The organism is Hymenobacter miniatus (assembly GCF_016427455.1).
GTDB classification, from domain to species: domain Bacteria; phylum Bacteroidota; class Bacteroidia; order Cytophagales; family Hymenobacteraceae; genus Hymenobacter; species Hymenobacter armeniacus.
On the sequence record NZ_JAELXR010000004.1, the window covers coordinates 364,588 to 390,258 of the forward strand.

The following is a 25,671-nucleotide window of genomic DNA, read 5'->3' on the forward strand; positions in this document are numbered from 1 at the left end:
CGTGGCTGGGCCCGCCCGCTACCTTTGCCCCGATGACTTTACGCGACGCCACCGCTTCCCTGACCGCTGCGCTCACGGCCCTCTACCCCGAGTCGGAAGCCGATGCCATTGCCCGCATGGTGCTCCAGCACCTGCTGCACCTCGATGGCCTGCATTTCATGATGGCCGCCTCGCAGCCGGTGCAGCCCAGCGTGTTGGCGCAGCTGCCGGCCCTGCAAACCCGCCTGCTGGCCCACGAGCCGGTGCAGTACGCGCTGGGCACGGCCTACTTCGCCGGCATGGAGCTGGAAGTGACGCCCGCCACCCTCATCCCCCGCCCCGAAACCGAAGAGCTGGTCCGGCTAATTGAGCGCGAGCAGGGCACCACGCCCGGCCGGCGCGTGCTGGACGTGGGAACCGGGTCTGGCTGCCTGGCGCTGGCGCTGGCCCGCGTCTTACCCGCCGCCGAGGTGCTGGCCGTCGACATTTCGCCCGAAGCCCTGGCCGTGGCCCGGCGCAATGCCGCGCTGTGGGCGCCCGCCGTGGCCTTTCAGCAAGTAGACATTCTGCAAGACGTGCCCACTGGCGTGCTGCCCGGCTCGCTGGACGTGCTGGTGAGCAACCCGCCTTACGTGCGCGAAAGCGAGCGCGCCCAGATGCGCGACAACGTGCTGGCCTGGGAGCCGGCCACGGCGCTCTTCGTGCCCGACGACGACCCACTGCTGTTCTACCGCCGCCTCACCGAAATCGGCCATGACCTGCTGCGCCCCGGCGGGGCCATCTACTTCGAAATCAACGAGGCCTTAGGTCAGGAAACCGCCGACCTGCTCACGCAGCGCGGCTTCGCCGAAGTGCGCGTGCAGGAGGACATATTTGGGAAGGCGCGGGTGGTGAGAGGGGAGAAGTAAGTCCCAACCCTGTCATCCTTCGCGGCGCAGACGCCAGGTGAGGATGACAAGGTTAATAATTACTCCACCTGCAGCTTCTCGCGGTAGGTGCCCCCCGTGGTGGTCACTTCGTAGAAATACAGCCCGGCGGGCAGCTTGGCATTCTGGTACTCAAAGTGGTGCGTGCCGCTGCCGAAGACTGCGCGACTGGTGGCTACTTCGGCTACTTTGGCGCCGCTGATGCTGTAGAGCACAATGCGCACGGGGCCCGGCGTGGGCTGCGTCACGTCAAACGTCACGGAGCCGGCCATGGGGTTGGGGAAAGCCTGGGCATGCGGGGCCGCGGCACCGGAGCTTTGCCGGGCAGCCAGCACCTGAATGGTGCCCACGGCATTGGCGCAATTGGTGGGCACGATGCGGTTGCCGGTGATTTCCAGCCAGTCGATGTCGGCAAACGAGGCCGCAGCGGTGGTTTCCAGGCGGATTTCGTTCACGCCGTTGTCCAGCGTCACGTTTTGGGTGGCGAGGCCGAAGGTGGTGCTGCTGGCCGTGCGCGGGAACGGCGCAGCGGCGTTCACCACCACGCCGTTCACCACGAGCTTGCCGGTGAAGCCTGAGCTGGCGCTGCTGTTGGTGTAGCGCCATTTCAGCTCGTAGGCGCCCGCCGGCGTCACCTCCACTTTCCACACAATGGCCTTGGCGGCCGAGTTGCTCAGGTTGATGACCGCGCCGTTGTCGGCGCCGGTGTTCTGGCTGATGGCGCCGTCGAAGCTGCACAAGCCGGTAAGGGGCGTGTTGGTGTCCTCGATGCGGATGAGCGGGCCCGGCGCGCCCGTGCCCGGAATGAGCGTGAACGTGGCCCGCAGCACTTTGCTGTTTTTCACCCGGAACGTGAGCGGGTTGGTGGTGGCGGTGGTGTCGCCGCTCCAGCCGGCAAACTGCCAGCCGATGGCGGGCGTGGCCGTTAGCGTCACCGACTGGCCCAGGGCATACGTGCCGCTGGCCGGCGCCACCGTGCCCTGGCCCAGCGCCGAGGCCGTGACGGCAAACGTGCCCGGCGCCAGCGTGGGGCCCACCTTGCCAATGCCGGCATTGGCCAGCACAATGGCCGGCACATCGGCTGCCGGGTTCAGCACGCCGCTGTACGCGTACGGAATGGCCAGCGTGCAGGCCGTGAGCACGTGCACGTCGGAGGCGTACACGAAGGGGCTGTTCACCAGGGTATTGCCCGAAATGTCGCCGAAGCCGTCCTGCGGGCTGTAGGCGGCCACGTAGGGGTTGCGGGCGTTATCGAAGTAGTTGTTCTCGATTTTGAGGCAGGCGCCCATGCGCGAGTTTACGCAGGTGGAAGCAATGTCCTTGTAGTAGTTGTTGAACACGTGCCCGGTGCCGAAGCGAAACAGCGGCAGGCGCGAGTTGATGTTTTCGAAGCGGTTGTGGTGGTAGGTGATTTTGCGGTCGAAGTTGTCGGTTTCGGTGAAGCCGCAGAGGCTGGCCTTCCAGCCGTCGTGCAGGTAGTTCCAGGAATAGGTGATGTACTGGCAGTCGGCCTTGGCGTCGAGCAGGCCGTCGTAGTCGTCGGTGCCCACGCCCTGGTACACGTTGTACATCTCGCAGTGGTCCACCCACACGTGGTCGGCCGGGCCCTCGATGCCGATGCAGTCGCCGTCGCCGGTGCCGGCCAGCACGTTGTGCACCTTCACATTCTGAATGATGATGTTGCTGGCCCGAAATACCTTAATGCCGATGCCGTTGAACTCGCCCAGCCGGTCGAAGCCGATGATGGACAGGTTGCTCACGTCCTTCACGTCAATCTTGCTCAGGCCCGGCGAGTTGGCCAGCGTGATGGTGCCGTTGACGTAGATGGTGAGCGGCTGCGTGCCCTTGGTTTTGATGGCGTTTTGCAAGGCTGTGCCGGTGTTCACCGTCACGGAGGTGCCGCCGGCACCCCCCGTGGTGCCTGTCGTCATCGAAGCAAAGCCAAACAGGCCGAACGTGGCCCCGGGCGTTTGGGCCGCGGCGGGCAGCCAGCCGATAAGTGCCAGGAAGGCAGCAAAAAGTAAGGGTGTTTTCATGTGAGAAATTGGGTGGGGAAGAGGTTAGTCAGCAGTAATAGTAAGGGCCAGAGGAGCAGAAATTGGCCGGCTGGCCGGAGTAAATTCGTGCAATCGATGTCGGGAACGTTGCCGGCCCCATAAAGCCTCAGATTATCAGTTTTCAGACGTGGCTAACGTGCTGCTTTCATGGGCCGGAGCCGTGCTTCGGCGGGCCGGTGGTAATGGCGGTATAAGCAAAATCTATCGAACGCCGGACCTGCTTTTGGCGTTCTTTGCGCAGCAAACAGACATTTCTCTTCCACCATTTAGCGCATTCTTTCCATGAGCGAACAGCAGAATCCCACGTCCGGCGACGGCACGGGCACGGCCGTGAACGGGGCGGGCACCTCGCAGGACGGCCGCATGGCGTCCGGCGAAAACGCCCAGACCCTGACCACCCGCCAGGGCCACCCCCTCACCAACAACCAGAACACCCGCACCGTGGGCAACCGCGGCCCGGCCACGCTCGAGAACTACCAGTTCATTGAGAAAATCAGCCACTTCGACCGGGAGCGCGTGCCCGAGCGCGTGGTGCACGCCCGCGGCGCCGGCGCCCACGGCGTGTTCGAAGCCTACGGCAAAGTGGGCAACGAGCCCATTGAGAAGTACACCCGCGCCAAGCTGTTCAACACGGCTGGCAAAGAAACGCCGGTGTTCGTGCGCTTCAGCACGGTGGGCCACGGCGGCCACTCGCCCGAAACCCTGCGCGACCCGCGCGGCTTCGCGGTTAAATTCTACACCGAAGACGGCAACTGGGACTTGGTGGGCAACAACCTGAAGGTGTTCTTCATCCGCGACGCCATGAAGTTTCCGGACCTCATTCACTCGCAGAAGCCCGACCCGGTGCACAACCGCCAGACCGGCGAGCGCATCTTCGACTTCATCTCGAACACGCCGGAAGCCATGCACATGGTGAGCTTCCTGTTCTCGCCCTGGGGCATTCCAGCCAACTACCGCCAGATGCAGGGCTCGGGTGTGAACACCTACAAATGGGTGAACCAGAACGGCGACGCCGTGCTGGTGAAATACCACTGGGAGCCCCAGCAAGGCATCAAAAACCTGACCGCGGCCGAAGCCGAAGCCATTCAGGCCAAAAACTTTAACCACGCCACGCAGGACCTGTTCGAGAACATCGAGAAGGGCAACTTCCCCAAGTGGGAACTGCGCGTGCAGATTATGAGCGACGACGAGCACCCGGAACTGGACTTCGACCCGCTCGACGATACCAAAATCTGGCCCGAAGACCAGTTCCCGCACCTGCCCGTGGGCATGATGACGCTGAACCGCAACCCCGAAAACTACTTCGCCGAGGTGGAGCAGTCGGCGTTCGGCACGGGCGTGCTGGTAGATGGCCTCGATTTCTCCGACGACAAGATGCTGCAAGGCCGCACCTTCTCGTACTCGGACACGCAGCGCTACCGCGTGGGCACCAACTACTTGCAGCTGCCCATCAACGCGCCCAAAAAGCACGTGGCCACAAACCAGCGCGACGGCCAGATGGCCTACCACGTGGACTCGGCCCCCGGCCAGAACAACCACATCAACTACGAGCCCAGCTCGCTGAACGGCCTGAAGGAGGCGCCCCGCACAGCGCCCGACCACATGCCGCAGTACAACGGCCGCCTGATGCGCGAAACCATCGACCGCCAGAACAACTTCAAGCAAGCTGGTGAGCGCTACCGCCTGCACGAAGACTGGGAGCGCGACGACCTCATCAGCAACATGGTGGGCGCCCTCGCCACCGCCAACCGCACCGTGAGCGACAAGATGGTAGAGCTGTGCACCAACTGCGACCCGGACTGGGGCAAGCGTCTGGCCGAAGGCCTGGAGGCTGCCCGCGCCGGCCAGAACGCCGAAGGCGGCAACCAGTACAACGAAGCCCAGGGCTCGAAAGCTGCGGCCGAAGCCGAAGCTGTGGCCCACGACGCCAAACCGTACTAACTTCGGGTCACAGGACTAATTAAAAAAGGGCGCCCAGAAGTGGGCGCCTTTTTTATGTGCTGAGCCGTGGACGGCTGCTTAATTTTTTGGCAGTTCGCGGGAGAAAGCCGCCAGCGCCCGGCTTACTTCGTTGGGGGTTTCGAGCAGCACGTAGTGCTTGCCGGGCAAAGCCACCACGCGCTGGTGAGGGAAGCGGAAGGACTCATGTTGCGGACCGGTTACGTCGTCGGTTTGACCCGGCAGCACGAGAACGGGCATGGTCATTTGGGGGGTGCTGGCCGTCAGGTCCTCCAGGTAGCCGTCAATGACGCCGGGCTGGTAGAGGGACGCGGCAAAGTCGTGGTTGGCGGTGGCCTGGCGGCGTTGCGCGCGGGCCACCCGGGCGGCCACCGAGTCGGTAGCGTACATGAGGCGGCCCATCAGGCGTTGCTGGTTGAGCAAGGCCATCACCATGCCGAAGCGCTGGGGCAGCGGGGCGGCGGCATCGAGCGGGGGACGGGTGGCGGCGGGCAGCAACGCGTACCCTGTGGTGGCCATGCTTTCCATGGAAGCCGGCAGGTTCAGGATGCTGTTGGTGAGCACCAGGCCCAGCACGTGCTGCGGGTACTGCCGGGCATAAGCCGTGGCGATGAGCCCGCCGAAGGAGTGCGACATGAGCACCCAGCGCTCGAGGTGCAGCTGCTGCCGCAGGTCTTCGAGGTCCTGCACCAGCCGGGGCAGGCCATAGGCCTTGGTGGGCGAACTGGCCGAGCGGCCGCTGCCGCGCTGGTCGAGGTAAATCATTCGGAAGCGCTGCTCCAGCATGGGGCCCGCCAGCGTTTCGATGGTTTCGCTGCCGGCGCCCGGCCCGCCGTGCACAAACACGCAGGGCCGGCCCTGGCCCGCCACGCGCACATAAAGGCGCACCCCATCGGAGGTGCTCACGGCGGGCGTGCCGTTGGCCAGCGCCTGGGCGCGGGCGGCCGGGCCAACCAGCAGCAGATAGAACAAGCACAACAGGGTGGGGCGGAGGAAACGGAGCGTTTTCATGTTTCAAAGGTGCGCCCGCCGGCCGCCGGCCCTCAAGCCCAAGCCGCCGAACCGTAGCAGGAGGGCGACGAAGCGTAGCCAGTGCGCGAAGAATGGGCCCGGCCGCCCCCGTAAGCCAACAGGCCACCGGGCCGGGCAGTGCCCAATCCGGTGGCCTGTTGGCGCGTTCACCCGCTTCGGGAACTACAAATTTTGCAGCACAAAATTGGTCATCTGGCGGTAGAGGTGCAGGCGCGTGTTGCCGCCCGCAATGCCGTGGTTGCGGTTGGGGTAGTACAGCGTCTGGTAGTCCTTGTTGGCCTTGATGAGGGCCTCGACGAAGGCAATAGAGTTTTGAAAATGCACGTTGTCGTCGCCGGTGCCGTGCACCAGCAGGAACTTGCCTTTCAGGTTCTGGGCAAACTGCACGGGCGAGTTGTCGTCGTAGCCGCCGGGGTTTTCCTGGGGCGTTTTCAGGAACCGCTCGGTGTACACGGTGTCGTAGTAGCGCCAGTTGGTGACGGGTGCCACGGCGATGCCCATTTTGAAGAGGTCAGCGTTTTTGGTCATGGCCAGTGAGGTCATGTAGCCGCCGTAGCTCCAGCCCCAGATGCCAATGCGGGCCTTGTCGACGTACGGCAGTGTGGCCAGGTACTTGGCGCCCTCGGCTTGGTCGATGGTTTCGAGCTTGCCCATGTTGGCGTAGGTGCTCTTTTTGAAATCGGCGCCCCGGGCCCCGGTGCCCCGGTTGTCAACTGACAACACGATGTAGCCTTGCTCGGCCAGCAGTTGGTGCCAGAGGTAGTTGGTGAAGGCGATGCCGGCGCCGGTGTCGTCCCTCACGGTTTGCGAGCCCGGGCCGCCGTACACGTACATCAGCACGGGGTATTTTTTGCCCGGGTCGAAGTTGCTGGGCTTCAGCATGGAGGCGTTCAGTTCGGTGCCTTCGCTGGTTTTGAAGGTGATGAACTCCAGCTTGCCGAGGTCGTACTGCGTCAGGGTTTGGCGCAGCTTGGCATTGTCCTCCAGGGTTTTCACCAAGTTGCCGGTGCTGCCTTGGCGCAGGCTCACCACGGCGGGCACACCGTTCGAAGAGTGCGTATTGAGAAAGTACTGGGTGTCGGGGCTCATGTTCACGGCGTCGTTGCCGCCGCCGGCCTCGCTGATGCGTTTTTTGCCGGTGCCCTGCAGGTTGATGCGGTATAGGTGGCGCTGCAGCGGCGAGCCCTCGGTGCTGGTGTAGTACACGAAGCCCGATTTGGGGTCGAAGCCGTTGATGGCCGTGATTTCCCAGTTGCCCTTGGTAAGCTGGCGCACCTGCTGGCCCTTCATGTCGTGCAGGTAGAGGTGCTGGTAGCCGTCTTTCTCGCTGGTAAAGAGGAACTGCTTGCTGCCGGGCAGGTAGCGCAGGTCGTCGCTGATGTCGACGTAGGCTGGGCTAGTGTCGGTGAGCACCACTTGGGTGTTGCCGGTGGTGGCGTCGCCGTGCAGGATTTCGAGCTTATTCTGCAGGCGGTTGAGGCGCTGGATGCTGAGCGTGTTGGTAACCTGCGTCCACATCACGCGGGGTAGGTACTGGTCGGTGTTCGGCCCCACGTCCATTTTGGTGGTGCGGCCGCTGGCCACGTCGTAGCTGCTCACGCTCACCACCGAGTTCTTCTCACCGGCCTTGGGGTACTTGAAACGGTATTCCTGGGGGTAAAGGCTGCCCCACTTCTGCATGTCATATTCCGGCACTTGGCTTTCGTCGAAAGTGTAAAAGGCAATCTGCCGGCTGTCGGGCGACCAGAAAAAGCCCTGCGCCATCGTGAACTCTTCTTCGTACACCCAGTCGGCAGAACCGTTGATGAGGTTGTTTTTCACGCCGTTGGTGGTCACGGCGGTTTCCGTCATCGTGGCCAGGTCGGTTACAAACACGTTGTTGTCGCGGGTGAAGGCCACGCGCTGGCCGTCGGGCGAGAACGTGGCGTAGCCCTGCTTGCCGGTGCTCAGCGCAGTGAGCTTCTTCGTGCCGCGGTCGAACACGTAGTAGGCCGACTGCGCGCTGTGCCGGTAAATTGGCTCGGTGGCCGTGGTGAACAGGATTTTCTGCTCGTTGGCGTTGAAGGAGTAGCCGTCCACGTCCAGCGGCTTGGCGGCGCCGGCGGGCTGCAGGTCGGCAGCGGCCACCAGGGTTTGCACGGCTTTGCCGGTGGTCACTTCGTGCTGCACCAGGCTGCCGCCCTCCAGGGCGGAGTAGTAGCGGCCGTCGTTCATCCAGTTGAAGCCGGGCACCGAGGCCGAGCGGAAGGTGGGCTTGGCCCAAATGTCTTCGAGGGTGAGAGGCAGCTTTTGCTGGGCCTGCACGGCGGTGGGGGCAAGGCCCGGCAGCAGGGCCGGGCCGTTGGTGGCCAGCAGCGCGGCCAGCGCAAAAAAGCGAAAACGCATAAAGGAGAAAATCGTGAGCGAAATAAGAGTTAGAATATGACGTTAAAGGTACTAGCTGCCCCAGCACCGGCACGCCCCGTTACCTTTGCGCCATGCGATTTCGCCTGCTTCTGCTTTGCCTGCCCGTGCTGCTGGGCGCCTGCTCCAAAACCAACCCCGGCGTGCAGCTCGACCTGATTGGCGCCACGGGGCTGACGTCGGGCAACCGCACGGCCAGCCCGAGCGACACGCTCCTCACCCGCGTGTATGCCGTGGGCAACAACGACTCGCTGCGCCGCCTGCGCATTGTGGTGAACTACGAACCGGGCCTCACGCCCATTGCGTACCCCACGCCGCTTTCCAGTTTCGACCCCGCCAAGAACGCCCCCGAGCCGCAGGAAATCGTGTACCTCGACTCGCTCATCAAGCCCGCCTACAAAAGCACGCCACCCTTTCCCGGCGGCGAATACTTGTTCAACAATTCCTTCGCGGCGCGCACCACCTCGGGCACCGAGCGCTGGCAATACACCATCACCGACAAGCAGGGCGAAACGGCCAGCCGGGCCTACCGCATCACGGTGCGCCAGTCCGACTCGGCCCAGGTGTACCACCGCTATACGGCCCTGCTGCGCCCCGTGCCCGGCAACCGCCTCCGCGCCGACAGCCTGCGGGCCGTGCGGCGCGTGTTTCTCAACCTGCGCACCGGCCTGCTGCTGCCCAAGTTTGCTGTGCTGAGCCGTGTGCCGCTGGCGGCCAATCAGGCGCTGGTCGACCTCATTGCCCTGAGCGCCGACGGCAACAGCGTGAGCTTAAGCTCGCCCAGCGACGCGCGCGTGCTGAACCTCAGTAATGCCCGCTGGCCCACCCGCCGCACCACCGTGCTGAAAAGCACCATACTTTCCGACACCAATTTTGCCAACGCCAACACCGCGGCCGCTTTTACATCGGCCTTCGCCGCGGGCAATGATTTCCCTGCCGTCACCAACACCGGGCCGCTGAGCAAAAACCAGGTCATCGCCTTCCAGGTGCAGGACGATGGGGGCGCGGTGTATACCGGGCTGCTGCTGGTCACCAACATCGTGCTGGGCACCTCGCCCACCGTGGCGTGCACCGTGAAAGTGCAGAAAGTGCCGTAAGCGCTGTTGCCCACAAAAAAGGCGCCCTCCGCACGGAGGGCGCCTTTTTTGTGGGCAATGGAAGGGGCTAGAACGTGAGGCCCGCCGTGACGCTGGTGGTGAAGCGCGACTGGTTGATTTTCACCAAGGGCTCCAGGCCGCCCAGGTCGTAGGCGGTGTAGTCCTGGTTGAAGGTGGTGTACACGCCGGCCAGGTCGAGGAAGAAATTGTTCTGCCGCAGGCCAAAGCCGCCGGTGTAGAAGTTTTGGGCGCGCTCGTTGTTGGTGTCGGCCTTGTACGGGTCGCCGTAGCGGGCGTAGCCCAGGCGCACCCGGAAGATGTCGAAGCGGCCCTCGGCGCCGAAGCGCAGGTTCACGGTGTTTTTGTAGAGCGCCTGGATGTCGCTGTTCTCGGCCGTGAAGGGGTAGTCGCTGCCGTTGGCGTCGTTGGCGTTGTTGTGCAGGCGGGCTTGGCCGTAGCCCACGTATTCCACGTCGCCGCTCACGAAGCCGTGCTTGCCCACGGTATAGGCCAGCCCGCCATTGGCCCGGAAGGGCGTGGTGAGCGTGTAGGCGTAGGGCGCAAACGTCTGGTCGAGCGACTTCACGCCCACCGGGCCCGTGGGCAGCGACGTGGCCACCACGTCGTTGCCCTGCGCCGTAAACGTCGTCGTAAACACGGCGTTGTAGTCGTCCGTCAGCCAGGTGAAGGTCGGGGTTTGAATGGAGGCGCCAATGCGCAAGGCGTCGGTGGCGCGGTAGATGGCCCCGATGCGGGCGTTGATGCCCGTGCCGCTGGTTTTGAGCTCTTCGCGTAGCGTGTATTCGCTGAGGTGGGTGTTGGGGTCCGATTCGCGCTCGGTAAAGGTTTTGACGGACGTGTAGTTCGAACTCACCAGCCCCACGCCAATGCCTAGGTAGAGGCGGTCGCGGTAGCTGGCGCCGTAGCCCAAGTCAAACTGCGACGCCGAGCCTTTGGCATAGCTCGTTTCGGCCTGTTGGATGGGCCCGCTGCGGGTGGTGGAGGCGATGCCAATGTCTTTGCCGGTGCGTGGGTCTTTCACAATGCGGCTCAGGTAGGCCCCGTAGGCCAAGGCGTTGAGCGAGTAGTACTCACCGTCGGCTGCTTGGCTGCGCAGGTTGTCGATGTTGTCTTGGCCGTAGCCATCGAAGCCCACCGTACGGCGCAACGACGCCAAGTAGGACTGGTCGTCGCCGGTCAGGGCCAGGTTGCCGATGGTCCGGTCGTTCAGCGTGCCGCCGTAGCGGAAAGACGTGTTGAAGTCGGCCAGCCGCGTGAAGCCCAGGGCAAATGCCCCGCCGCGCCAATTGGTGCTCTGGTCGTCGTCGGGGCGGCGGGTGGCCAGCACCACGCCTGCGCTGCCAATGTGGAAGCTGTTTTTGGTGTCGTTTTGCGCAGCTGCGCTGTTGCCCTCCATGCGGGCCGTACTTTCGCCCAGCCCCAGGCCGGGCGAGAGGTGAACCTCCGATTTTTGGAACAGGCCCAGGCCGGCCGGGTTGCTGCTGAGGTTGCCAAAGTCGGCACCTACCGCCACGTTGGCCCCCCCAATGCCCTGGGTGCGGGCGGGCCCCCCAAACTGGAGGCGGGAATAGCGCAGGGCATCGGTGGCGCCTTGGGCAAAGGCGTGGCCGGCCTGCCCTGCTACGAGGGCCAGGCTAAGCCAGTATATCCGTTTTTTCATAGGGGTGGGAAGAAAAGGAGCCGGCCGTTGGGCCGGCTCGCTTGGAAAATTAATTGCAGAAACCGTAGGTGAAAACGTGGGTTAGTCGGCGCGGCCACGGCCACGGCCGCCCCCTCCACCGCCGCCGTTCGACGGCGCCGAGTACGAAGGCTGGCTGGGCTGGCTGTACGAGCGCTGCGGCTGCTCGTAGCTGCGCTGCTGCGGCTGTTCGTAGGAGCGTTGCTGGGGCTGTTCGTACGTGCGCTGTTGGGGTTGCTCGTAGGTACGCTCTTGGCGGGGCTGCTCGAAGCGGCGGCGCTGGGGCTGCTCCGTCACTACTTGCTCGGGCGCGTTGTTCGGCTGCTGTGCGGGCACGTTCTGGAAGATGCCGCCGCGCCGGCGACCCTCCTGCGGTTGCGGAGCGGCGGGTTGCGCTTGGTCGGTTTGGGTGGCGGCATCAAGGTTGCGCCATCGGGGGCGATTATCCTCGCGCGTCACCTGGCCGGAGCCGGGGTTGGCGTCTTGCGGCTGGCGGCCCTCGGCGGAAGGCCGCTGGTCCATGTTGCGGTAGCGGGGCTGCAAGCCGTCGTCGGTCATCTGCCGGGGGCGGTTGAAGCCGCCGCCGACGGGCGTCGTGGCTTCGGTGCCGGGGGCGGCCGTCAATACCTCGGTGCGGGTGCGCCCACCGGCTTCCACCATGCCGGCGGTCGGTTGCGGGGCGTTGGGCGACTGCGGGCGCAGGTCGTCGCGGGTGCGGCCACTGCCGGCCGGCGCCGGAATACCGGTAGAGCCGGGGTTGCTGCCGGCCACGCTGCTGCCAGCCCGGCGGCCGTCGGAACTGCGGTCGTTGCGGTGCACCGGGGTGCTGGTGCGGCGGCCGTTATCGTAGTAGCCGCCGTTGCTATAGCCGTAGTTGCTGCCATAATAACGGTTGCCGTAGTAGCCGCCACGGCCGTAATAGCCGCCGTAGCCCCAGGGGCTGCTGTAATAGAAGGGGTCGTAGTAGCCGGCATAGCCGTAGCCATAAGGACGGCCGTAGCCATAATAGCCGCCGTAGCCGTACCCCCACGGGCGCCCAAACCCGAACGTGATGCTCAGGCCCGAGCCGTAGTAGGGGCTGTAGAAGGGGCTATAAAACGGGCTGTAGAAAGCCGTGGTGCAGAACGGGTCGGCAAAGCCATAGGGCGAAAAGCCGCAGGCTCCGCCGCCCCAGCCGTAGCTCAGGGTGGTGTAGGCGCTGTAGGGCGTGTAGTAGGCTAGGCCGGGGCCGTAGCTGGGCACGCCCTGCATGTAGGTGTAGGTGTTGTCGTAGTACTGGTCGGAGCCGCTGCCCTGCCGGGCCGACGACCTCGACTGGCTGCCGCCGTTGTAGTCGGGGTTGGCGGCTTCGTCGGTGCTAGCCGGGGCCGGCGCGGCACTCACCAAGGCCGTGGTGCGGTCCTTGGAACTGTAATAGACGCCGTCGTCTTCCGAGGTGGCGACGGCCGAAGTGCTCGCGCAGCCGCCCAGCGCGAGCAGGGCCATGGCGGGCAACAAAGCAGTGAGCAGGTTTTTCATGACGAAAGACGTGAAGAGTGGGAGGAGCGCATCAATAGTAGTAAAGTAACAACGCAAATGATGGAAAGGGTATGAACACGGGAAGACTCGATGAGACTTTAACAAGCAGAAAGATAAGGCGGTGTTGCAACGACTGCAGGATACCAGCCCAAGGCCTTGGTGCGTGCCCTTATCAGGTCCACTTATTCCTAACGTAATTTGGCATCGAAACGGTGCCACTTGGTCAATTCAAATCTTGTACCAGAGTTGGGAACTTTTTCATTTACCCCTAAGATGCCTTCCATGAGCAAAAAGTTGCCTACCCGCCAAGAAGATTATTCTCTCTGGTACAACGAGTTAGTGAAGCGCGCGGGCTTGGCCGAGAATTCGGCTGTGCGCGGCTGCATGGTGATTAAGCCCTACGGCTATGCCATTTGGGAAAAAATGCAACGCCAGCTCGACGACATGTTCAAGCGCACCGGCCACGAAAATGCTTATTTCCCCCTCTTCGTCCCCAAAAGCTTGTTCGAAGCCGAGGAGAAAAACGCCGAAGGCTTCGCCAAAGAGTGCGCCGTGGTGACGCACTACCGCCTCCAGACCGACCCCGACCGCCCCGGCAAGCTGCGCGTGGACCCCAACGCCAAACTGGAAGAAGAGCTGGTGGTGCGCCCCACTTCCGAGGCCATCATCTGGAGTACCTACAAAAACTGGATTCAGAGCTACCGCGACCTGCCGCTGCTCATCAACCAGTGGGCCAACGTGGTGCGCTGGGAAATGCGCACGCGCTTGTTCCTGCGCACGGCCGAGTTCCTGTGGCAGGAAGGCCACACCGCCCACGCCACCGCCGAAGAAGCCGTGGCCGAAACCCGCCAGATGCTGGACGTGTACGCCGAGTTTGCCGAAGAGCACATGGCGCTGCCCGTGGTGAAGGGCGTGAAAACCCCCAACGAGCGGTTCGCCGGTGCCGAAGATACCTATTGCATTGAGGCGCTGATGCAGGACGGCAAGGCCCTGCAGGCCGGCACTAGCCACTTCCTGGGTCAGAACTTCGCCAAGGCCTTCGACGTGCAGTTTGCCAATAAAGAAGGCGGTCTGGAGCACGTGTGGGGCACCAGTTGGGGCGTGAGCACCCGCCTGATGGGCGCCCTCGTGATGGCGCACTCCGACGATGAAGGCCTGGTGCTGCCGCCCAAGCTGGCGCCCATTCAGGTGGTCATCGTGCCCATCTACAAAACCGGTGAGCTCGACGCGCTGCTCGAGCGCATCCGGCCCATTCAGCAGGGTCTCATTGCCCGCGGCATTGCCGTGAAGGTGGACGCGCGCGACACCGAGCGCCCCGGCTTCAAGTTTGCCGAGTGGGAGATGAAAGGGGTGCCCGTGCGCCTAGCCATCGGCGCGCGCGACCTCGACGCCGGCACCGTGGAAGTGGCCCGCCGCGACACTAAGGAGAAAATGAGCCTGCCGCTGGCCGACATCGTGGCCAGCGTCGACCAGCTGCTGACCGACATCCAGAGCAACATCTACAACAAGGCGCTGAAATTCCGCGAAACGCACACCACCCGCGTGGATAGCTACGATGAGTTCAAGCGAATGCTGGACGAGGAGCCCGGCTTCCTGCTGGCGCACTACGACGGCACCTCCGAAACCGAAGAGCGCATCAAGGAAGAAACCAAAGCCACCGTGCGCTGCCTAGCCTTGGCCGAGCCCGACGAAGACGGCGTGTGCATGGTGACAGGCAAGCCGAGCGTTCGGCGGGCTTATTTTGCCCGTGCTTATTGAGGAATATTCTTGTTTAAAAATAAATCCTTCTTACTGATAGTGCTATTTTAAAATAGAATAGTACCTTCGGATGGCATTGGGTCGCGCATCGTTGCGCGGCCCATTAAGCCGTGTTCCGATGCGTATTTTTCTACTCAGCTTACTCGTCCTGGCAGCTAGCTCCGGCTATGCCCAAAATACTTCGCCCATTGAAGTGCCTGCCAAAGCGGCGGCAAAGTTGGAGCGAGTGCTCAAGCAGACCCAAGAAGCGGTGGTCATCGGCAAGCGCGCCGAAACGTTGCCGGTTGAAGCTCGGCCCATGCTGAACCGCATTTTGGCGCAGTCGACGGCAGAATTTTTGGCGATTACCTCGCAAAGTCCTAGCAAGGAAGCCTATTTTAAGAGCGTAGACGCGGGCTTGAACCGCCTCAGTCCGATAGCCAAGTCGCTGGAAGACCGCCAGCAAGTAGCCGCTTACTATGAAGACCTGCTCGATATTGTGGGCATTGACAGCTCCGATGGCCGGCTGCCGGCTTTTGTAGAAAACAGCCCGGTTGCGGCCAAGCAGTAAGCGCCCCCGCGGCAGCTATGGCCTTCGGGGGGCAGGTTGCGTATCTTTAGGTAAACAATTCTCTGACGCTCATGCCCTGGCTCACCATTGCGCTGCTGTTGCTGTTCGGCCTGCTCTTCGTGGCGGCCGAAGTCATTTTCATTCCCGGTACCACCATTGTGGGCATTGTGGGGTTCGTGCTGCTGGTGGTGGGCGTGTGGCTGGGCTACCGCGACCTGGGCACGCCCGTGGGCCACTACGCGCTGGTGGGCGTGGTAGCGCTGGCCGGGCTGATAGTGTATGTGGGGCTGCGGCCCAAAAACCTGGCCCGGGTGGCCCTCACCAACGTCAACGACGCTTCGGTGCGCGACGCGCGCTGGCCCGATGTGGCGCCCGGCACGGTGGGCCGCACGCTGTCGGCGCTGCGCCCGGCGGGCACGGTGCTGTTCGGCACCGAGCGGCGGGAAGCGGTAACGCGGGGCGAGTTTGTGGCCTCGGGGCACGAGGTGCGGGTGCTAGGCATTGAGCACAACCGCATTGTGGTGGCCGCGGCGTAAGGACGGTGTGAAATTCGGCGTTACTTTACGCCATGAATTTTCCCATCTTTCCCTTGGCCATAGCAGCCGTTGTGCTGCTGGTGTTCCTGTATTTCTTCCCGATTAGCCTGTGGGTCACGGCTATTTTTTCGGGGGTGCGGGTGAGCTTGTTCCAACTGGCGTTTATGCGGGTGCGCAAGGTGCCGCCGTCGCTCATCGTCAACTCGCTCATCACCTCCACCAAAGCCGGCTTGCAGCTCACGGCCAACGATTTGGAAACGCACTTCCTGGCCGGGGGCAACGTGCCCAGCGTTATCAAGGCCCTGATTTCGGCCGACAAGGCCAACATTCCGCTCAGCTTCAAGCAGGCCACGGCCATCGACCTGGCCGGCCGCAACGTGTTTGAGGCCGTGACCACGAGCGTGAACCCCAAGGTGATAAACACGCCGAGCGTGGCCGCCGTGTCGCAGGACGGCATTCAGCTCATCGTCATCGCCCGCGTCACGGTGCGGGCCAACATTGCGCAGCTGGTGGGCGGCGCCGGCGAAGAAACCATTCTGGCCCGCGTGGGCGAGGGCATCGTGACGAGCATTGGCTCTTCGAAGTCGCACAAGGAAGTGCTGGAAAACCCCGACAAGATTTCCAAGCTGGTGCTTTCCAAAGGCCTTGACGCTGGCACGGCCTTCGAAATCCTGTCCATCGACATCGCCGACGTCGACATCGGAGAGAACATCGGCGCCAAACTCCAAACCGACCAGGCCAGCGCCGACCTGCGCGTGGCCGAAGCCCGCGCCGAAGAGCGCCGCGCCATGGCCGTGGCCATGGAGCAGGAAAACCGCGCCAAAACCCAGGAAGCCAAATCCCGCGTGGTAGAAGCCGAAGCCGAGATTCCCAAAGCCATTGCCGAAGCCTTCCGCAGCGGCAACCTAGGCGTGATGGACTACTACAAAATGCGCAACGTGCAAGCCGATACCGAAATGCGCGACTCCATTGCCAACCCCGGCGGCAGCAGCGGCAGCATCAAGCCGGGCCGGGAAGAGGGGCGGCAGTCCTGACGGGCGCCTCCCCCCCTGCCCCCCTCTCGAAAAAGGAGAGGGGGCACCGGTTTGGGTGTAACGACTGAAAATGTAAAAAGGCCCGCTGAGCAGCGGGCCTTTTTTGTGTTAAAGCTAAAACGAGCATTTTCGGTGCCCCCTCTCCTTTTTTGGAGAGGGGGCAGGGGGGAGGCGCCCGTCAGAACGAGCGTTACTTCTTCGTGATGGTGAACTCCACGCGGCGGTTTTTGGCGCGGGTTTCTTCTTGGTCGTTGCTGGCAATGGGCTTGCTGCCGCCGAAGCCTTCGGTGGTGATGCGGCCGCCGTTGATGCCGTGGCTCACGAGGTACTTCTTCACTTCGTTCACGCGGTCCACGCTCAGCTTCAGGTTGAGGGCGGGGTCGCCCTGGTTGTCGGTGTGGCCCGAAATCTTGATTTCGACCGACGGGTACTCCTTCAGGATGCGGATGAGGCGGGCCAGTTCGGGGTAGGAGGTAGTGGTGAGGTAGTACTTGCTCTGCTGGAAGAAGATGTTGTTCAGCTTCACGGTCTGGCCCACGTCGAAGGGCACGAGGTAGAGGTCTTCCTTCTGCTCCGAGTACTTGTCCTTGGCCGTCACGTCGAGGCTGGCGTTTTCGGAGATGTAGCCTTTGGCTTCGGCGCGCATGCCGTATTGCACACCGCTGGGCAGCACAATGGTGTAGGAACCGTCGCGCGGGTCGGTTTCGGTCACGCCGATTTCTTCGCCCGTGAGCAGGTTTTCGTAGTGAATGATGGCCCGGATGGGCTTTTTGGTGTTCACGTCCAGCACCTGGCCGGTCACCAGCGTCACCACTTCGGGCTGGAAGGCCGGGGCCAGCGAGATGCGGAAAATGTCCTTGGAGTTGTCGATGCCGTTGCGCGACGACACCAAGTAGGCGTCCTGGCCGGCGGCCGAGATGGTGTAATAAGCGTCAAAATCGGGCGAGTTCACCACCGGGCCCAGGTTGCGGGGCGTGCTCCAGTTGGTCCAGCTGTCGTCGAGGCGCTTGGTGTAGAAAATGTCCGACTTGCCGTAGCCGCCGCGGCCCTCGCTGGCGAAGTACAGCGTCTTTTCATCGGCCGCCAGGAAAGGGGCGAAGTCCGACTTATCGGTGTTCACGTTGCGGCCCAGGCTTTTGGGCTTGGTCCAGGTATTGGGCGTTTCGGGCACCGGGAAGCTCACGAACAGGTCTTGCCCGCCTAGGCCGTCGGGGCGCTCCACGGCCATGAGCAGGGCCTTGCCCGAAGTAGCCAGGAAGAAGTCGACGTGCTCCTTGTCGAGGTTGATGAAGTCTTTGATGTCCTGCTTGATGGGCTGCGTCCAGCCCATGCGGGTGCGCTTGCTGAGGCTGCAGCCCTGCGGGTCGATGGTGCCGTCGCGGTTGTAGATGTTGATGACGATGGCGCTCTGGCCGTTGGCCGACACCGAGGCCAGGCCGTTGGGGTCGTCGGGGGTGTTGATGGGGCCGCCGATGTTTTTGGCCTTGCTCCAGGTTTTGTTGCGGCCGCTCACCAGCGTAGAGTAGTACACGTCCTGCGGGTCGCGGCCGCCGCCCACGTTTTCGGGCATGCTTTGGCGGGCGAAGTAGAGGGTGCGGCCGTCGGGCGAAATCACGGGGTGGGTGTCCACGTAGCGCGTGTTCACGTTCGGGCCTAGGTTCACCAGCGAAGAGTCGAACTGCGTGGACTTCACGGCGTCGGGGCCCTTGGGGGCGTCGAAGGCCTGCTTCACCATGGTGGAGGCCACGTCGGCGATGCCGATGGCGTCAATCTGGTTCACGCCTTCCACCTTGGCCGTGTTCATGTACACCTTCACGCCCAGCGTGCGGTAGTCGGCCGGTGGGAAGCGTACTTCCAGCGTGCGGAAGGCTTCGGGCAGCGGGCCGGGGTTGGCGTTGGTGTACACCTCGTGGTGCTCGCCCTTGGTGTCCACCAGCTCCACTTTGGTGATGGAGCCCGGATTGAAGTTCTCCACGATGGTGACCTGCTGCGCCTGGATGGAGCGGGCAAAGCGGACTTCGATGAACTCGTTGGGCCCTTCCTTGCGCGGAATCCAGGCGTCGTTGCTGATTTGGCCCAGCGGCAGGGCGTTGGGCACGCCCAGCACTTGGTTGGGCGAGAAGGGCTCTTTGCCTTCGGCTTTGTAGGACGAAACCGCTACGAGGCGAGCGGCCCACTGCACGTGTTGGGCGGCAGCCGGGGCGGCCGCCAGCAGCACCGTGGCGGGCACGGCCAGCAGCAAATTCCGGATAAGATAATTATTCATAGTATCGGCAGCATGAAAACGTAACGACAGCGCTAGGTCTGGCAAATAACGGGATTTGCAACGGAACCGGGAAGCGGTTTTGCACAGCTAACCTAACGAAAAAGGATTTGCGGAGCCTCCCAGGCGAATGTATTACCTTCCCGATACGGTTCCGCGAGGCAGCATTTCGGGGGCCGCCTATTCGTGGCAATTCCAGTGTTTTCGGTGCGTGAGCGGGCGTTTGGAGCGGGTAACTGCTCCGTATTTGGGCGCGTCGGTGCGGCACTGATTTTATTGTTTTTCCTAGTAGGCAGTTTTTCGCTCCGGGCCCAGGTGCTGGTGGGCGCCACGCAGTTTGGGCCGGTGTTCAGCGGCCTGCGGCCGGCCGGGGCCGACACCGCCCTGTTCCTGCTGGCCCGGGCCCGGCGGGTGGGCGTGAGCACCTTCGTGCAAACCACCGGCGCCCGCGGCTACCTGCAGCTGGGGCCGCGCCAGCAGCTGCGCTACCGCGTGGGCACCGACATGATTTACGACTCGCGCGGCACGCCGCCCTTCGTGCGCGAGGACTACGGCGCCGACGTGGCCCACGTCTTTGCCCTGGACGCGGCCAACCACTGGCAGCTCGGCCAGCAGCTGCACTACGACCAGAGCCGCGCCAACGCCACCCGCACCGGCCTGTGGCTGGGCCGCCTGGGCTACCAGCGCCGCCTGCGCCCGGCGGGGGCGGCCGACTCGCTTTCCCAGCTGCACCTCACGGTGCTGGGCGGCCTGGCCACCGACCGCCGCAACGGCCGCACCGACGCCGGCGTGGCCTACGGCTTCGACGCCGCGGCGCTGTATTTCCTCAACGGCACCGCGGCGCCGCCGTTGGCCCTGCGCGTGCTGGGCACCCGCTCGCGGCTGGGCCCGCGCACCATGCAGCGCCTGGTGGCCGAAGCCGCCGGCGAGCAGGCCTTCCTGGCCGACGCGCCCGTGACGGTGCAGGGCCGCCTGGGCTACCGCACCAACCGCGCCGAAGACTACCTGCTGGGCTCGGTGCAGCGCATTCAGTCCGACACGGTGCTGGCCCAGGCCGGGGCTACCTACAAGGTGAACGACTACGCCACGCTGCGCTCCGACAACAGCGTGCTGCTGCCCACGCGCGCCTTCCTGTACCGGCGCCTGAGCGAGGGCGCCGACACGCTGCAGGACGTGGGCTACCGCCAGCGCGAGCTCGACACGCGGCAGGAGCTGCGCTTTGGCCGGCCCCGGCTGCAGGCCAGCATCGTGTTCAACTACCGGGAGCGCACGCGGGCTTACTACCTCGACAACTCGCGCCGGCTGAGCGCCCCGCGCCTGGCCGCCGCCCTCAGCCGCGAGCAGGTGAAGGACATCACCGAGCAAACCACGCTCTGGCAGGGCAGCCTGACCTGGCTGCCCACGCCGCGGCACTCGCTCGACGTGGTGGGCACCGCCCAGCTGCTGCGCGTGGACGCCCCCAGCAAAGACAACCAGCAAACCCGCGACGAAGCCCAGCACCTGGCCCGCCTGACCTGGACGGGGCGCTGGGCCGGGGCCTTCCGCACCACGCTGGGCGTGGCCGGCGAGTACCGCCAGACGGTGTTCATTCGGGCCGGGCTGAGCGCGGAGAACTACGTGGACCACCTGCTGCACTGGGAGCCGGGCTTTACGTGGGCGCCGGGCAAGTGGAGCATCCGCTCGCAGTACCACCTGTGGGTGAGCTACCAGGTGCGCGACCAGCCCACCGAGCAGGCCCGTAACCGCGCCAGCCGCGTGCTGGAGCAAACCCAGAGCATCACCTACCAGCTGCGGCCCCGCCTGCTGCTGCTGGCCGACTACGTGCGCCGCGAAAACCGCGTGGGCCAGCTCAACTGGGCCCAGTTTCGGGAGAGCCCCCTGGATACGAGCGTGACGCACGACTTCTCCATTGGGGCGCGGCAGGGGTGGGCGGGGCCCAAGGGCAGCACCAGCCTGCGCTTGGGCTACCGCCTGCTGGAGCAGCGCAACTATGGCCGCGCCGCCCTGCTGCCCGAAGCCACGGCGGCCAACCCCTCGCCCCAGCTCATCTACCTGCACAACATCACCCGGCAGCACGGCCCCGAGGTGGCGGTGGAGCGGCATGCGGTGGCGGGCTTCAACCTCACGGCCAGCCTGTGGCTGCAGTGGCTGCGCACCTTTTCCACCTACACCGTGGGCAAGGGCACCTTCCTCGGCAGCAGCTACTCGGCCCTGGACCTGGACCGCGAAACCACCCGCGTGCTGCCCTACTTCGAGCTGACGGCGGAGTGGCGGGTGGGGCGGCGGTAGGCCGTAGCGCGGAATATGTAGTCCGCGTCCCCGCGCCAGGTGGCCTAGGGCAAGACGCCCCGACGCTACACCTCTTTCGGCAGCCCCGCCAGCAGCGCTTCCAGCCCCGCCACCAGCTGCTCCGCCCCGGCCTGGCGCTCGGCATCCGTCGAATCCGACGACTCCACGGCGGCGAGGGGCGCCACCACCTGGGCCGCTCCAATCAGGCGCAGCGAAGGGCGCAGCTTGTGGGCCACGGCGGCGGCGGCGGGCCAGTCGGCAGCGGCCAGGGCGGTGCGCAGCTCGGCCACGCTGGCGGGCGTGTTGTTGTGAAACGAGGCCAGGATGCGGTTCATGAAAGTGGTGCTGCCGTGGGCCGTTTCGCGCAGCAATGCCAGGTCGAAGAGCGGGCCGGCGGCTTCGGCGGCGGCCGGCAGCGGCGCGGGGGCGGGCGGCGCCGGCGCCGGGCTGCGGTCGGCGGGCTGGCTGCTCCCGCCGGCCATCAGCGCGGCCAGCTTGCTGAGCAGCTCGGCCTCGTCGAAGGGCTTGGGCAGGGTGTCGTTCATGCCGGCGGCCACGTACTTCTCGGCGTCGGCCCGGAAGGCGTTGGCCGTGAGGGCCAGAATGGGCGTGGCCGCCTTCACGGGGTCGGCGTGGGCGCGAATGCGGGCCGTGGCTTCCAGGCCGTTCATGCCCGGCATCTGAATGTCCATCAGAATGACGTCGTAGCGGTGCTGCTCAAACTGCTCCAGGGCGTCGACGCCGCTGGCGGCTTCGTGCACCACCACGCCGTGGCTTTCGAGCAGCAGCTGGGCCACTTCGCGGTTCACGGGGTTGTCTTCCACCAGCAGCACGCGGGTGCCGCGCACGGCGGCTTCCTGCCCGGCCGCCAGAGGCGCCAGGGCCATTCGTCGGGCTTCCGGGCTGGCCTTGGGCAGGGTCGTGACGAAAGAGAACGAGCTGCCCTTGCCCTGCTCGCTCTGCACCGTGAGCTGGCCGCCCATCTGCTGCACCAGCGCCCGGCTGATGCTCAGGCCCAGGCCCGTGCCGCCAAACTGCCGCGTGGTGTCGGCGTAGGCCTGGGTGAATTCCAGAAAAATGCTTTCCAGCTTGTCGGGCGCAATGCCAATGCCCGTGTCGGTGACCCGAAACTCGGTGGTGAGCGTGTCGTCGGTTTCGCTCACGAAGTAGCCGCCTATCGACACGGTGCCGCCCGCCGGCGTGAACTTGATGGCGTTCGACAGCAGGTTGATGAGCACCTGGTTGAGGCGGTAGGAGTCGCCCAGCACCCAGGGGTGGGGGCAGGAGTCGCGCAGCAGCGTGCCCACCACCCGAATGCCCTTTTCCTGGGCCTGCAGCACCAGGGGCTCGGCGGCTTTGCCCATCGAGTCGCACAGGTTGAAAGCCGACTGCTCCATCTCCAGCTTGCCGGAGGTGATTTTGGCCATGTCGAGCACGTCGTTCACCACGCTCAGCAAGTGCCGCCCCGAGTGCTGAATGATGGCCGCATAGTTGCGCTGCTGCTCGTTGAGGCCGGTTTTGGCCAGCAGGTTGGTCATGCCCAGCACGCCGTTCAGGGGCGTGCGGATTTCGTGGCTCATGTTGGCCAGGAAGTTTTCGCGGGCTGTGGCCGCGGCTTCGGCCGCATGCTGGGCCGTTTTCAGGGCCGTAATGTCGGTGCTCACGCCCAGCACCTGGGTGGTGCCGTCGGCCGGCACCAGGGGGCAGCGCACGGTCTGGTACCATTTGACTTCGCCGTTGGCCAGCTTCACCGACATTTGCGTGGTGAGCGACTGGCCGGTGTTGAGCACCTGCTGGTCGGCCAGAATGGCCACCTGAATTTCGTCCTTGCTCATGGCCGCCTCCATCGAGGGCGCCCCGGCCACCTCGGCAATGTGGCGGCGTTGGGCGCGCATCTCGGCGTTTTCGAACACGGTCCGGCCCTGCGCGTCGCGCACCCAGATGAGGTTGGGGTTGAGGTCGAGCACCAGGTTGGTAAACGCCTGCTGGGCCTTCATTTCGACCTCGTTTTGCCGAATGCGCGCTTCGGCCTGCCGCCGGATGGTGATGTCGAGGCCGTAGCACATCACCTCGCGCAGTACCCCGTCGGCCCCAAAAATGGGGTGGTAGTAGCACAGCCAGTAGAGCTGTATCTGGCCGTCGGGGCCGGGCCAGCGCTCCTCCCAGCTCACCATCTCGCGGCTGCTCACGGCGCGCTCAAACAAGCGGTGGCGGCGCGTCACCAGGGCGTCGGGCAGCCCAATGGCGGCCGCGTGCTCGGCAAACGAGAGGCCGATGCGGGCCTGGCGCTTGGCCGGGTCGGGCTCGGCATAGGGGTTGATGTAGCGGTAGCGCTGGTCGGGGTCGAGCACGGTCACCACGGCGGGCAGGTGGGCCAGAATGGTCTCGTAGAAGTTGCGCTGCTGGTGGTTTTCCTGCTCGGCCTGGCGCTGGGCCGTCACGTCGGTGAGGTAGAGCATGGCGTGCTCGTCTTCCACCACCGGCACCGTGAAGAGCAGGTAGTGGCGGCCGTTGGCCGTCATCTCGCTGTGGGCCACGTTGCCCGTGCGCAGGGCCTGGGTGGCCGCGTGCGTTAGCTGGGGCCGCACCCGCGAGGGCCCGGTCGTTTCGAGCTCCTGGGCCAACATCCTGGCCGATTCATTGGCAAACAGCACCCGTCCGGTGGCGTCGAGCCGCAGAATGGGGTTGGGGTTCAGCAACGGGATGCGACTGAGCGCGTGGTACTGCCGCAGCTCGGCTTCGGCTTGTTCGCGGCGGGCGCGCTCAGCCAGCAGTAATTCACGCAACTCGGCGGTGTCGGTGGGCAGGACGTCGGTTTTCACTCCGTAAATATGCCGACGCGCGGCTTAATGAAGCAGCAGGACAGACGCCCCCGTCCCCTACAACTCCTTGCGGAGCCGCGCCACCGGAATGTTCAGCTGCTCGCGGTACTTGGCCACGGTGCGGCGGGCAATGTTGTAGCCGCGGGCGTTGAGCATCTTTTCCAGCTTGTCGTCGCTGAGGGGGCGCTCCTTGTTTTCCTTGCCGATGAGGTCTTTCAGAATGCTTTTCACCTCGCGGCTGCTGGCGTCTTCGCCCGAGTCGGTGGCGATGCCTTCGGAGAAAAAGTACTTCAGCGGGTAGATGCCGAATTCCGTCTGGATGGATTTGGAGTTGGCCACCCGGCTCACCGTCGAAATGTCCATGCCGATGCGCTGGGCAATGTCTTTCAGAATCATCGGCTTGAGCTTGCCCTCGTCGCCTTCCAGAAAAAAGTCGCGCTGCAGCTCCACAATGGCGTTCATGGTGCGCAGCAGCGTGTTCTGCCGCTGCCGAATGGCGTCGATGAACCACTTGGCCGAGTCCAGCTTCTGCTTCACGAACGTGACGGCCTCCTTCATCTTGGTGTCCTTCTTGGCCGCCTTGTCGTAGGTCCGGAACATCTCGGTGTAGGCCGGGCTCACGCGCAGCTCGGGGGCGTTGCGGGCGTTCAGGGTCAGGTTGAGCACGCCGTTGTCGTTCGTCAGAATGAAGTCCGGCATCAGGTACTGCGTCTTGCCCAGGCCGCTGGGGCCGCTGCCGCCCGGCTTGGGGTTCAGCTTCAGAATCACGTTGATGGCCTCCTTCAGCTCGTCGTCCTCCAAATCCAGCTTCTGCTGAATGCGCGGGTAGTGCTTCTTGCTGAACTCCTCAAACGTCTCGGTCAATATCCGCTCGGCGTTCACGGTGTTCTCGTCCTGCGGGCGGCGCTCCAGCTGCAGCAGCAGGCACTCGGGCAGGTCGCGCGCGGCAATGCCGGGCGGGTCGAACTGCTGCACCACGCGCAGCACGGCCTCAATCTCGGGCACGGTCACCTCCAGGTTCTGGCTAAACGCCAGGTCGTTGGCAATGGCCGAGAGGTCGCGCCGGATGTAGCCGTCGCCGTCAATCGAGCCGATGAGCTGCTGGCCAATGGCCTCCTGGCGCTCGTCGAGGTCGGCAAAGTGCAGCTGGTCGAGCAGCGAGTCCAGCAAGGAGCCGCTGGTGTCGGCCAGGGGCGTGTCGCGCTCCTCTTCCTCGCCGGGACCGTCGCCCTGCATCTTGTAGCCAGCTATTTCGTCGTCGTTGAGGTAGTCGCTCAGGTCGAGGTCGGTGTTGTCAGGGGCGTCGTCCGGGCCTTCGTCCTTGGCAGGGGAGAGGTCAGGCTCGGGCATCTCGTCGGCCGAGTCCTGGCCGCTGCGGTCCTCAAAATCCTCGTCCAGGGTGTTCTCGTCATTGTCGAGGCTGGCGTCGGGGTCGTCGGAATCGTCGGCGTCGTCGCTGTCGCGGTCCAGGTCCTCGGGTTCGTCGGGCTCGTCTTCCTCCAGCGCGGGGTTCACCTCCATCTCTTCCTTGATGCGCGTCTCCAGCTCCGCCGTCGGAATTTGCAGCAGCTTGATAAACTGAATCTGCTGCGGACTAAGCTTTTGGGAAAGGAGCTGTTTGAGGTCGAGGCGTTGCATAGTAGCGAAATTACGGAAAGGAGGGGCCGGCGGTCAATTTTACTAAAACTTGGCATGAAAAGTTGATGTAGCGCGGACTCTGCGCGTCCGCGCCTGGGCGACCGCTGGGCA

At 64.4% G+C, this 25,671-nt stretch carries 16 protein-coding genes; 8 read left to right on the plus strand and 8 right to left on the minus strand.

Translation table 11 applies throughout. The features are described 5' to 3' along the window. The first annotated feature begins 32 nt into the window (after positions 1–32). Positions 33–887, plus strand: a complete 855-nt coding sequence (gene prmC / locus JAO73_RS08835; protein WP_198976699.1) for a peptide chain release factor N(5)-glutamine methyltransferase — start codon at positions 33–35, stop codon at positions 885–887. 59 nt (positions 888–946) lie between these two features. Here prmC and JAO73_RS08840 read toward each other — a convergent pair whose 3' ends face one another. After that, complete coding sequence (locus tag JAO73_RS08840; RefSeq protein ID WP_198976700.1) at positions 947–2,941, minus strand: pectate lyase family protein; 1,995 nt, start codon at positions 2,939–2,941, stop codon at positions 947–949. Positions 2,942–3,244: 303 nt separating this feature from the next. On the opposite strand from JAO73_RS08840, the gene JAO73_RS08845 reads away from it, so the two are divergent. Continuing rightward, positions 3,245–4,903: a catalase gene (locus tag JAO73_RS08845; protein WP_233168959.1), complete on the plus strand. Its 1,659-nt coding sequence runs from the start codon at positions 3,245–3,247 to the stop codon at positions 4,901–4,903. Positions 4,904–4,981: 78 nt separating this feature from the next. Here JAO73_RS08845 and JAO73_RS08850 read toward each other — a convergent pair whose 3' ends face one another. Together JAO73_RS08850 and JAO73_RS08855 are read right to left on the minus strand one after the other, a co-directional pair. Then, on the minus strand, positions 4,982–5,932 hold the full coding sequence (locus tag JAO73_RS08850; protein ID WP_198976701.1) for an alpha/beta fold hydrolase: 951 nt from the start codon (positions 5,930–5,932) through the stop codon (positions 4,982–4,984). Between the two features lie 183 nt (positions 5,933–6,115). Next, on the minus strand, positions 6,116–8,338 hold the full coding sequence (locus JAO73_RS08855) for a S9 family peptidase (protein WP_198976702.1): 2,223 nt from the start codon (positions 8,336–8,338) through the stop codon (positions 6,116–6,118). A gap of 92 nt (positions 8,339–8,430) precedes the next feature. Between JAO73_RS08855 and JAO73_RS08860 the strand changes: the two genes are divergently transcribed. After that, positions 8,431–9,453, plus strand: a complete 1,023-nt coding sequence (locus tag JAO73_RS08860; protein ID WP_198976703.1) for a hypothetical protein — start codon at positions 8,431–8,433, stop codon at positions 9,451–9,453. A gap of 67 nt (positions 9,454–9,520) precedes the next feature. On the opposite strand, the gene JAO73_RS08865 is transcribed toward JAO73_RS08860, so the two are convergent. Together JAO73_RS08865 and JAO73_RS08870 are read right to left on the minus strand one after the other, a co-directional pair. Beyond that, positions 9,521–11,134 carry an OmpP1/FadL family transporter gene (locus JAO73_RS08865; RefSeq protein WP_198976704.1) on the minus strand — a complete coding sequence of 538 codons (1,614 nt, stop codon included), beginning with the start codon at positions 11,132–11,134 and terminating at the stop codon, positions 9,521–9,523. Positions 11,135–11,215: 81 nt separating this feature from the next. Next, entirely contained in the window at positions 11,216–12,670 is a 1,455-nt protein-coding gene (locus tag JAO73_RS08870) for a hypothetical protein (protein WP_198976705.1), read from the minus strand. Between the two features lie 282 nt (positions 12,671–12,952). Between JAO73_RS08870 and proS the strand changes: the two genes are divergently transcribed. The 4 genes from proS to floA all read left to right on the plus strand — a co-directional run bounded on the left by proS (position 12,953) and on the right by floA (position 16,548). Beyond that, the gene (gene proS, locus JAO73_RS08875) at positions 12,953–14,428 is read left to right on the plus strand and encodes a proline--tRNA ligase (RefSeq protein ID WP_198976706.1); all 1,476 of its coding nucleotides are present in this window, start codon (positions 12,953–12,955) and stop codon (positions 14,426–14,428) included. Between the two features lie 70 nt (positions 14,429–14,498). Next, entirely contained in the window at positions 14,499–14,978 is a 480-nt protein-coding gene (locus JAO73_RS08880) for a DUF4844 domain-containing protein (RefSeq protein ID WP_198976707.1), read from the plus strand. 71 nt (positions 14,979–15,049) lie between these two features. Continuing rightward, positions 15,050–15,514, plus strand: a complete 465-nt coding sequence (locus tag JAO73_RS08885) for an NfeD family protein (RefSeq protein ID WP_190925329.1) — start codon at positions 15,050–15,052, stop codon at positions 15,512–15,514. Between the two features lie 32 nt (positions 15,515–15,546). Beyond that, a complete protein-coding gene (floA, locus tag JAO73_RS08890; protein ID WP_198976708.1) occupies positions 15,547–16,548 on the plus strand; it encodes a flotillin-like protein FloA in 1,002 nt (333 codons plus the stop codon). A 190-nt stretch (positions 16,549–16,738) separates the two neighbouring features. Here floA and JAO73_RS08895 read toward each other — a convergent pair whose 3' ends face one another. Continuing rightward, positions 16,739–18,814, minus strand: coding sequence for an OmpA family protein (locus JAO73_RS08895; protein ID WP_198976709.1), 2,076 nt, complete (start codon positions 18,812–18,814; stop codon positions 16,739–16,741). Between the two features lie 273 nt (positions 18,815–19,087). Here JAO73_RS08895 and JAO73_RS08900 point away from each other — a divergent pair, with 273 nt between their 5' ends. Further along, entirely contained in the window at positions 19,088–21,100 is a 2,013-nt protein-coding gene (locus JAO73_RS08900) for a hypothetical protein (protein ID WP_198976710.1), read from the plus strand. A 65-nt stretch (positions 21,101–21,165) separates the two neighbouring features. Here JAO73_RS08900 and JAO73_RS08905 read toward each other — a convergent pair whose 3' ends face one another. Both JAO73_RS08905 and rpoN read right to left on the minus strand, forming a co-directional pair. Then, positions 21,166–23,922 carry a response regulator gene (locus tag JAO73_RS08905; protein WP_198976711.1) on the minus strand — a complete coding sequence of 919 codons (2,757 nt, stop codon included), beginning with the start codon at positions 23,920–23,922 and terminating at the stop codon, positions 21,166–21,168. 57 nt (positions 23,923–23,979) lie between these two features. Beyond that, on the minus strand, positions 23,980–25,560 hold the full coding sequence (gene rpoN, locus JAO73_RS08910) for an RNA polymerase factor sigma-54 (protein ID WP_198976712.1): 1,581 nt from the start codon (positions 25,558–25,560) through the stop codon (positions 23,980–23,982). Between the last annotated feature and the right edge of the window lie 111 nt (positions 25,561–25,671).

Coding starts and splice junctions, on each gene's coding strand:
- JAO73_RS08885 (WP_190925329.1), top strand. CDS start 15,050: ATGCCCTGGCTCACCATTGCGCTGCTGTTGCTGTTCGGCCTGCTCTTC.
- JAO73_RS08860 (WP_198976703.1), top strand. CDS start 8,431: ATGCGATTTCGCCTGCTTCTGCTTTGCCTGCCCGTGCTGCTGGGCGCC.
- JAO73_RS08840 (WP_198976700.1), bottom strand. CDS start 2,941: ATGAAAACACCCTTACTTTTTGCTGCCTTCCTGGCACTTATCGGCTGG.
- floA (WP_198976708.1), top strand. CDS start 15,547: ATGAATTTTCCCATCTTTCCCTTGGCCATAGCAGCCGTTGTGCTGCTG.
- JAO73_RS08845 (WP_233168959.1), top strand. CDS start 3,245: ATGAGCGAACAGCAGAATCCCACGTCCGGCGACGGCACGGGCACGGCC.
- proS (WP_198976706.1), top strand. CDS start 12,953: ATGAGCAAAAAGTTGCCTACCCGCCAAGAAGATTATTCTCTCTGGTAC.
- prmC (WP_198976699.1), top strand. CDS start 33: ATGACTTTACGCGACGCCACCGCTTCCCTGACCGCTGCGCTCACGGCC.
- JAO73_RS08880 (WP_198976707.1), top strand. CDS start 14,499: ATGGCATTGGGTCGCGCATCGTTGCGCGGCCCATTAAGCCGTGTTCCG.
- JAO73_RS08855 (WP_198976702.1), bottom strand. CDS start 8,338: ATGCGTTTTCGCTTTTTTGCGCTGGCCGCGCTGCTGGCCACCAACGGC.
- rpoN (WP_198976712.1), bottom strand. CDS start 25,560: ATGCAACGCCTCGACCTCAAACAGCTCCTTTCCCAAAAGCTTAGTCCG.
- JAO73_RS08865 (WP_198976704.1), bottom strand. CDS start 11,134: ATGAAAAAACGGATATACTGGCTTAGCCTGGCCCTCGTAGCAGGGCAG.
- JAO73_RS08895 (WP_198976709.1), bottom strand. CDS start 18,814: ATGAATAATTATCTTATCCGGAATTTGCTGCTGGCCGTGCCCGCCACG.
- JAO73_RS08850 (WP_198976701.1), bottom strand. CDS start 5,932: ATGAAAACGCTCCGTTTCCTCCGCCCCACCCTGTTGTGCTTGTTCTAT.
- JAO73_RS08870 (WP_198976705.1), bottom strand. CDS start 12,670: ATGAAAAACCTGCTCACTGCTTTGTTGCCCGCCATGGCCCTGCTCGCG.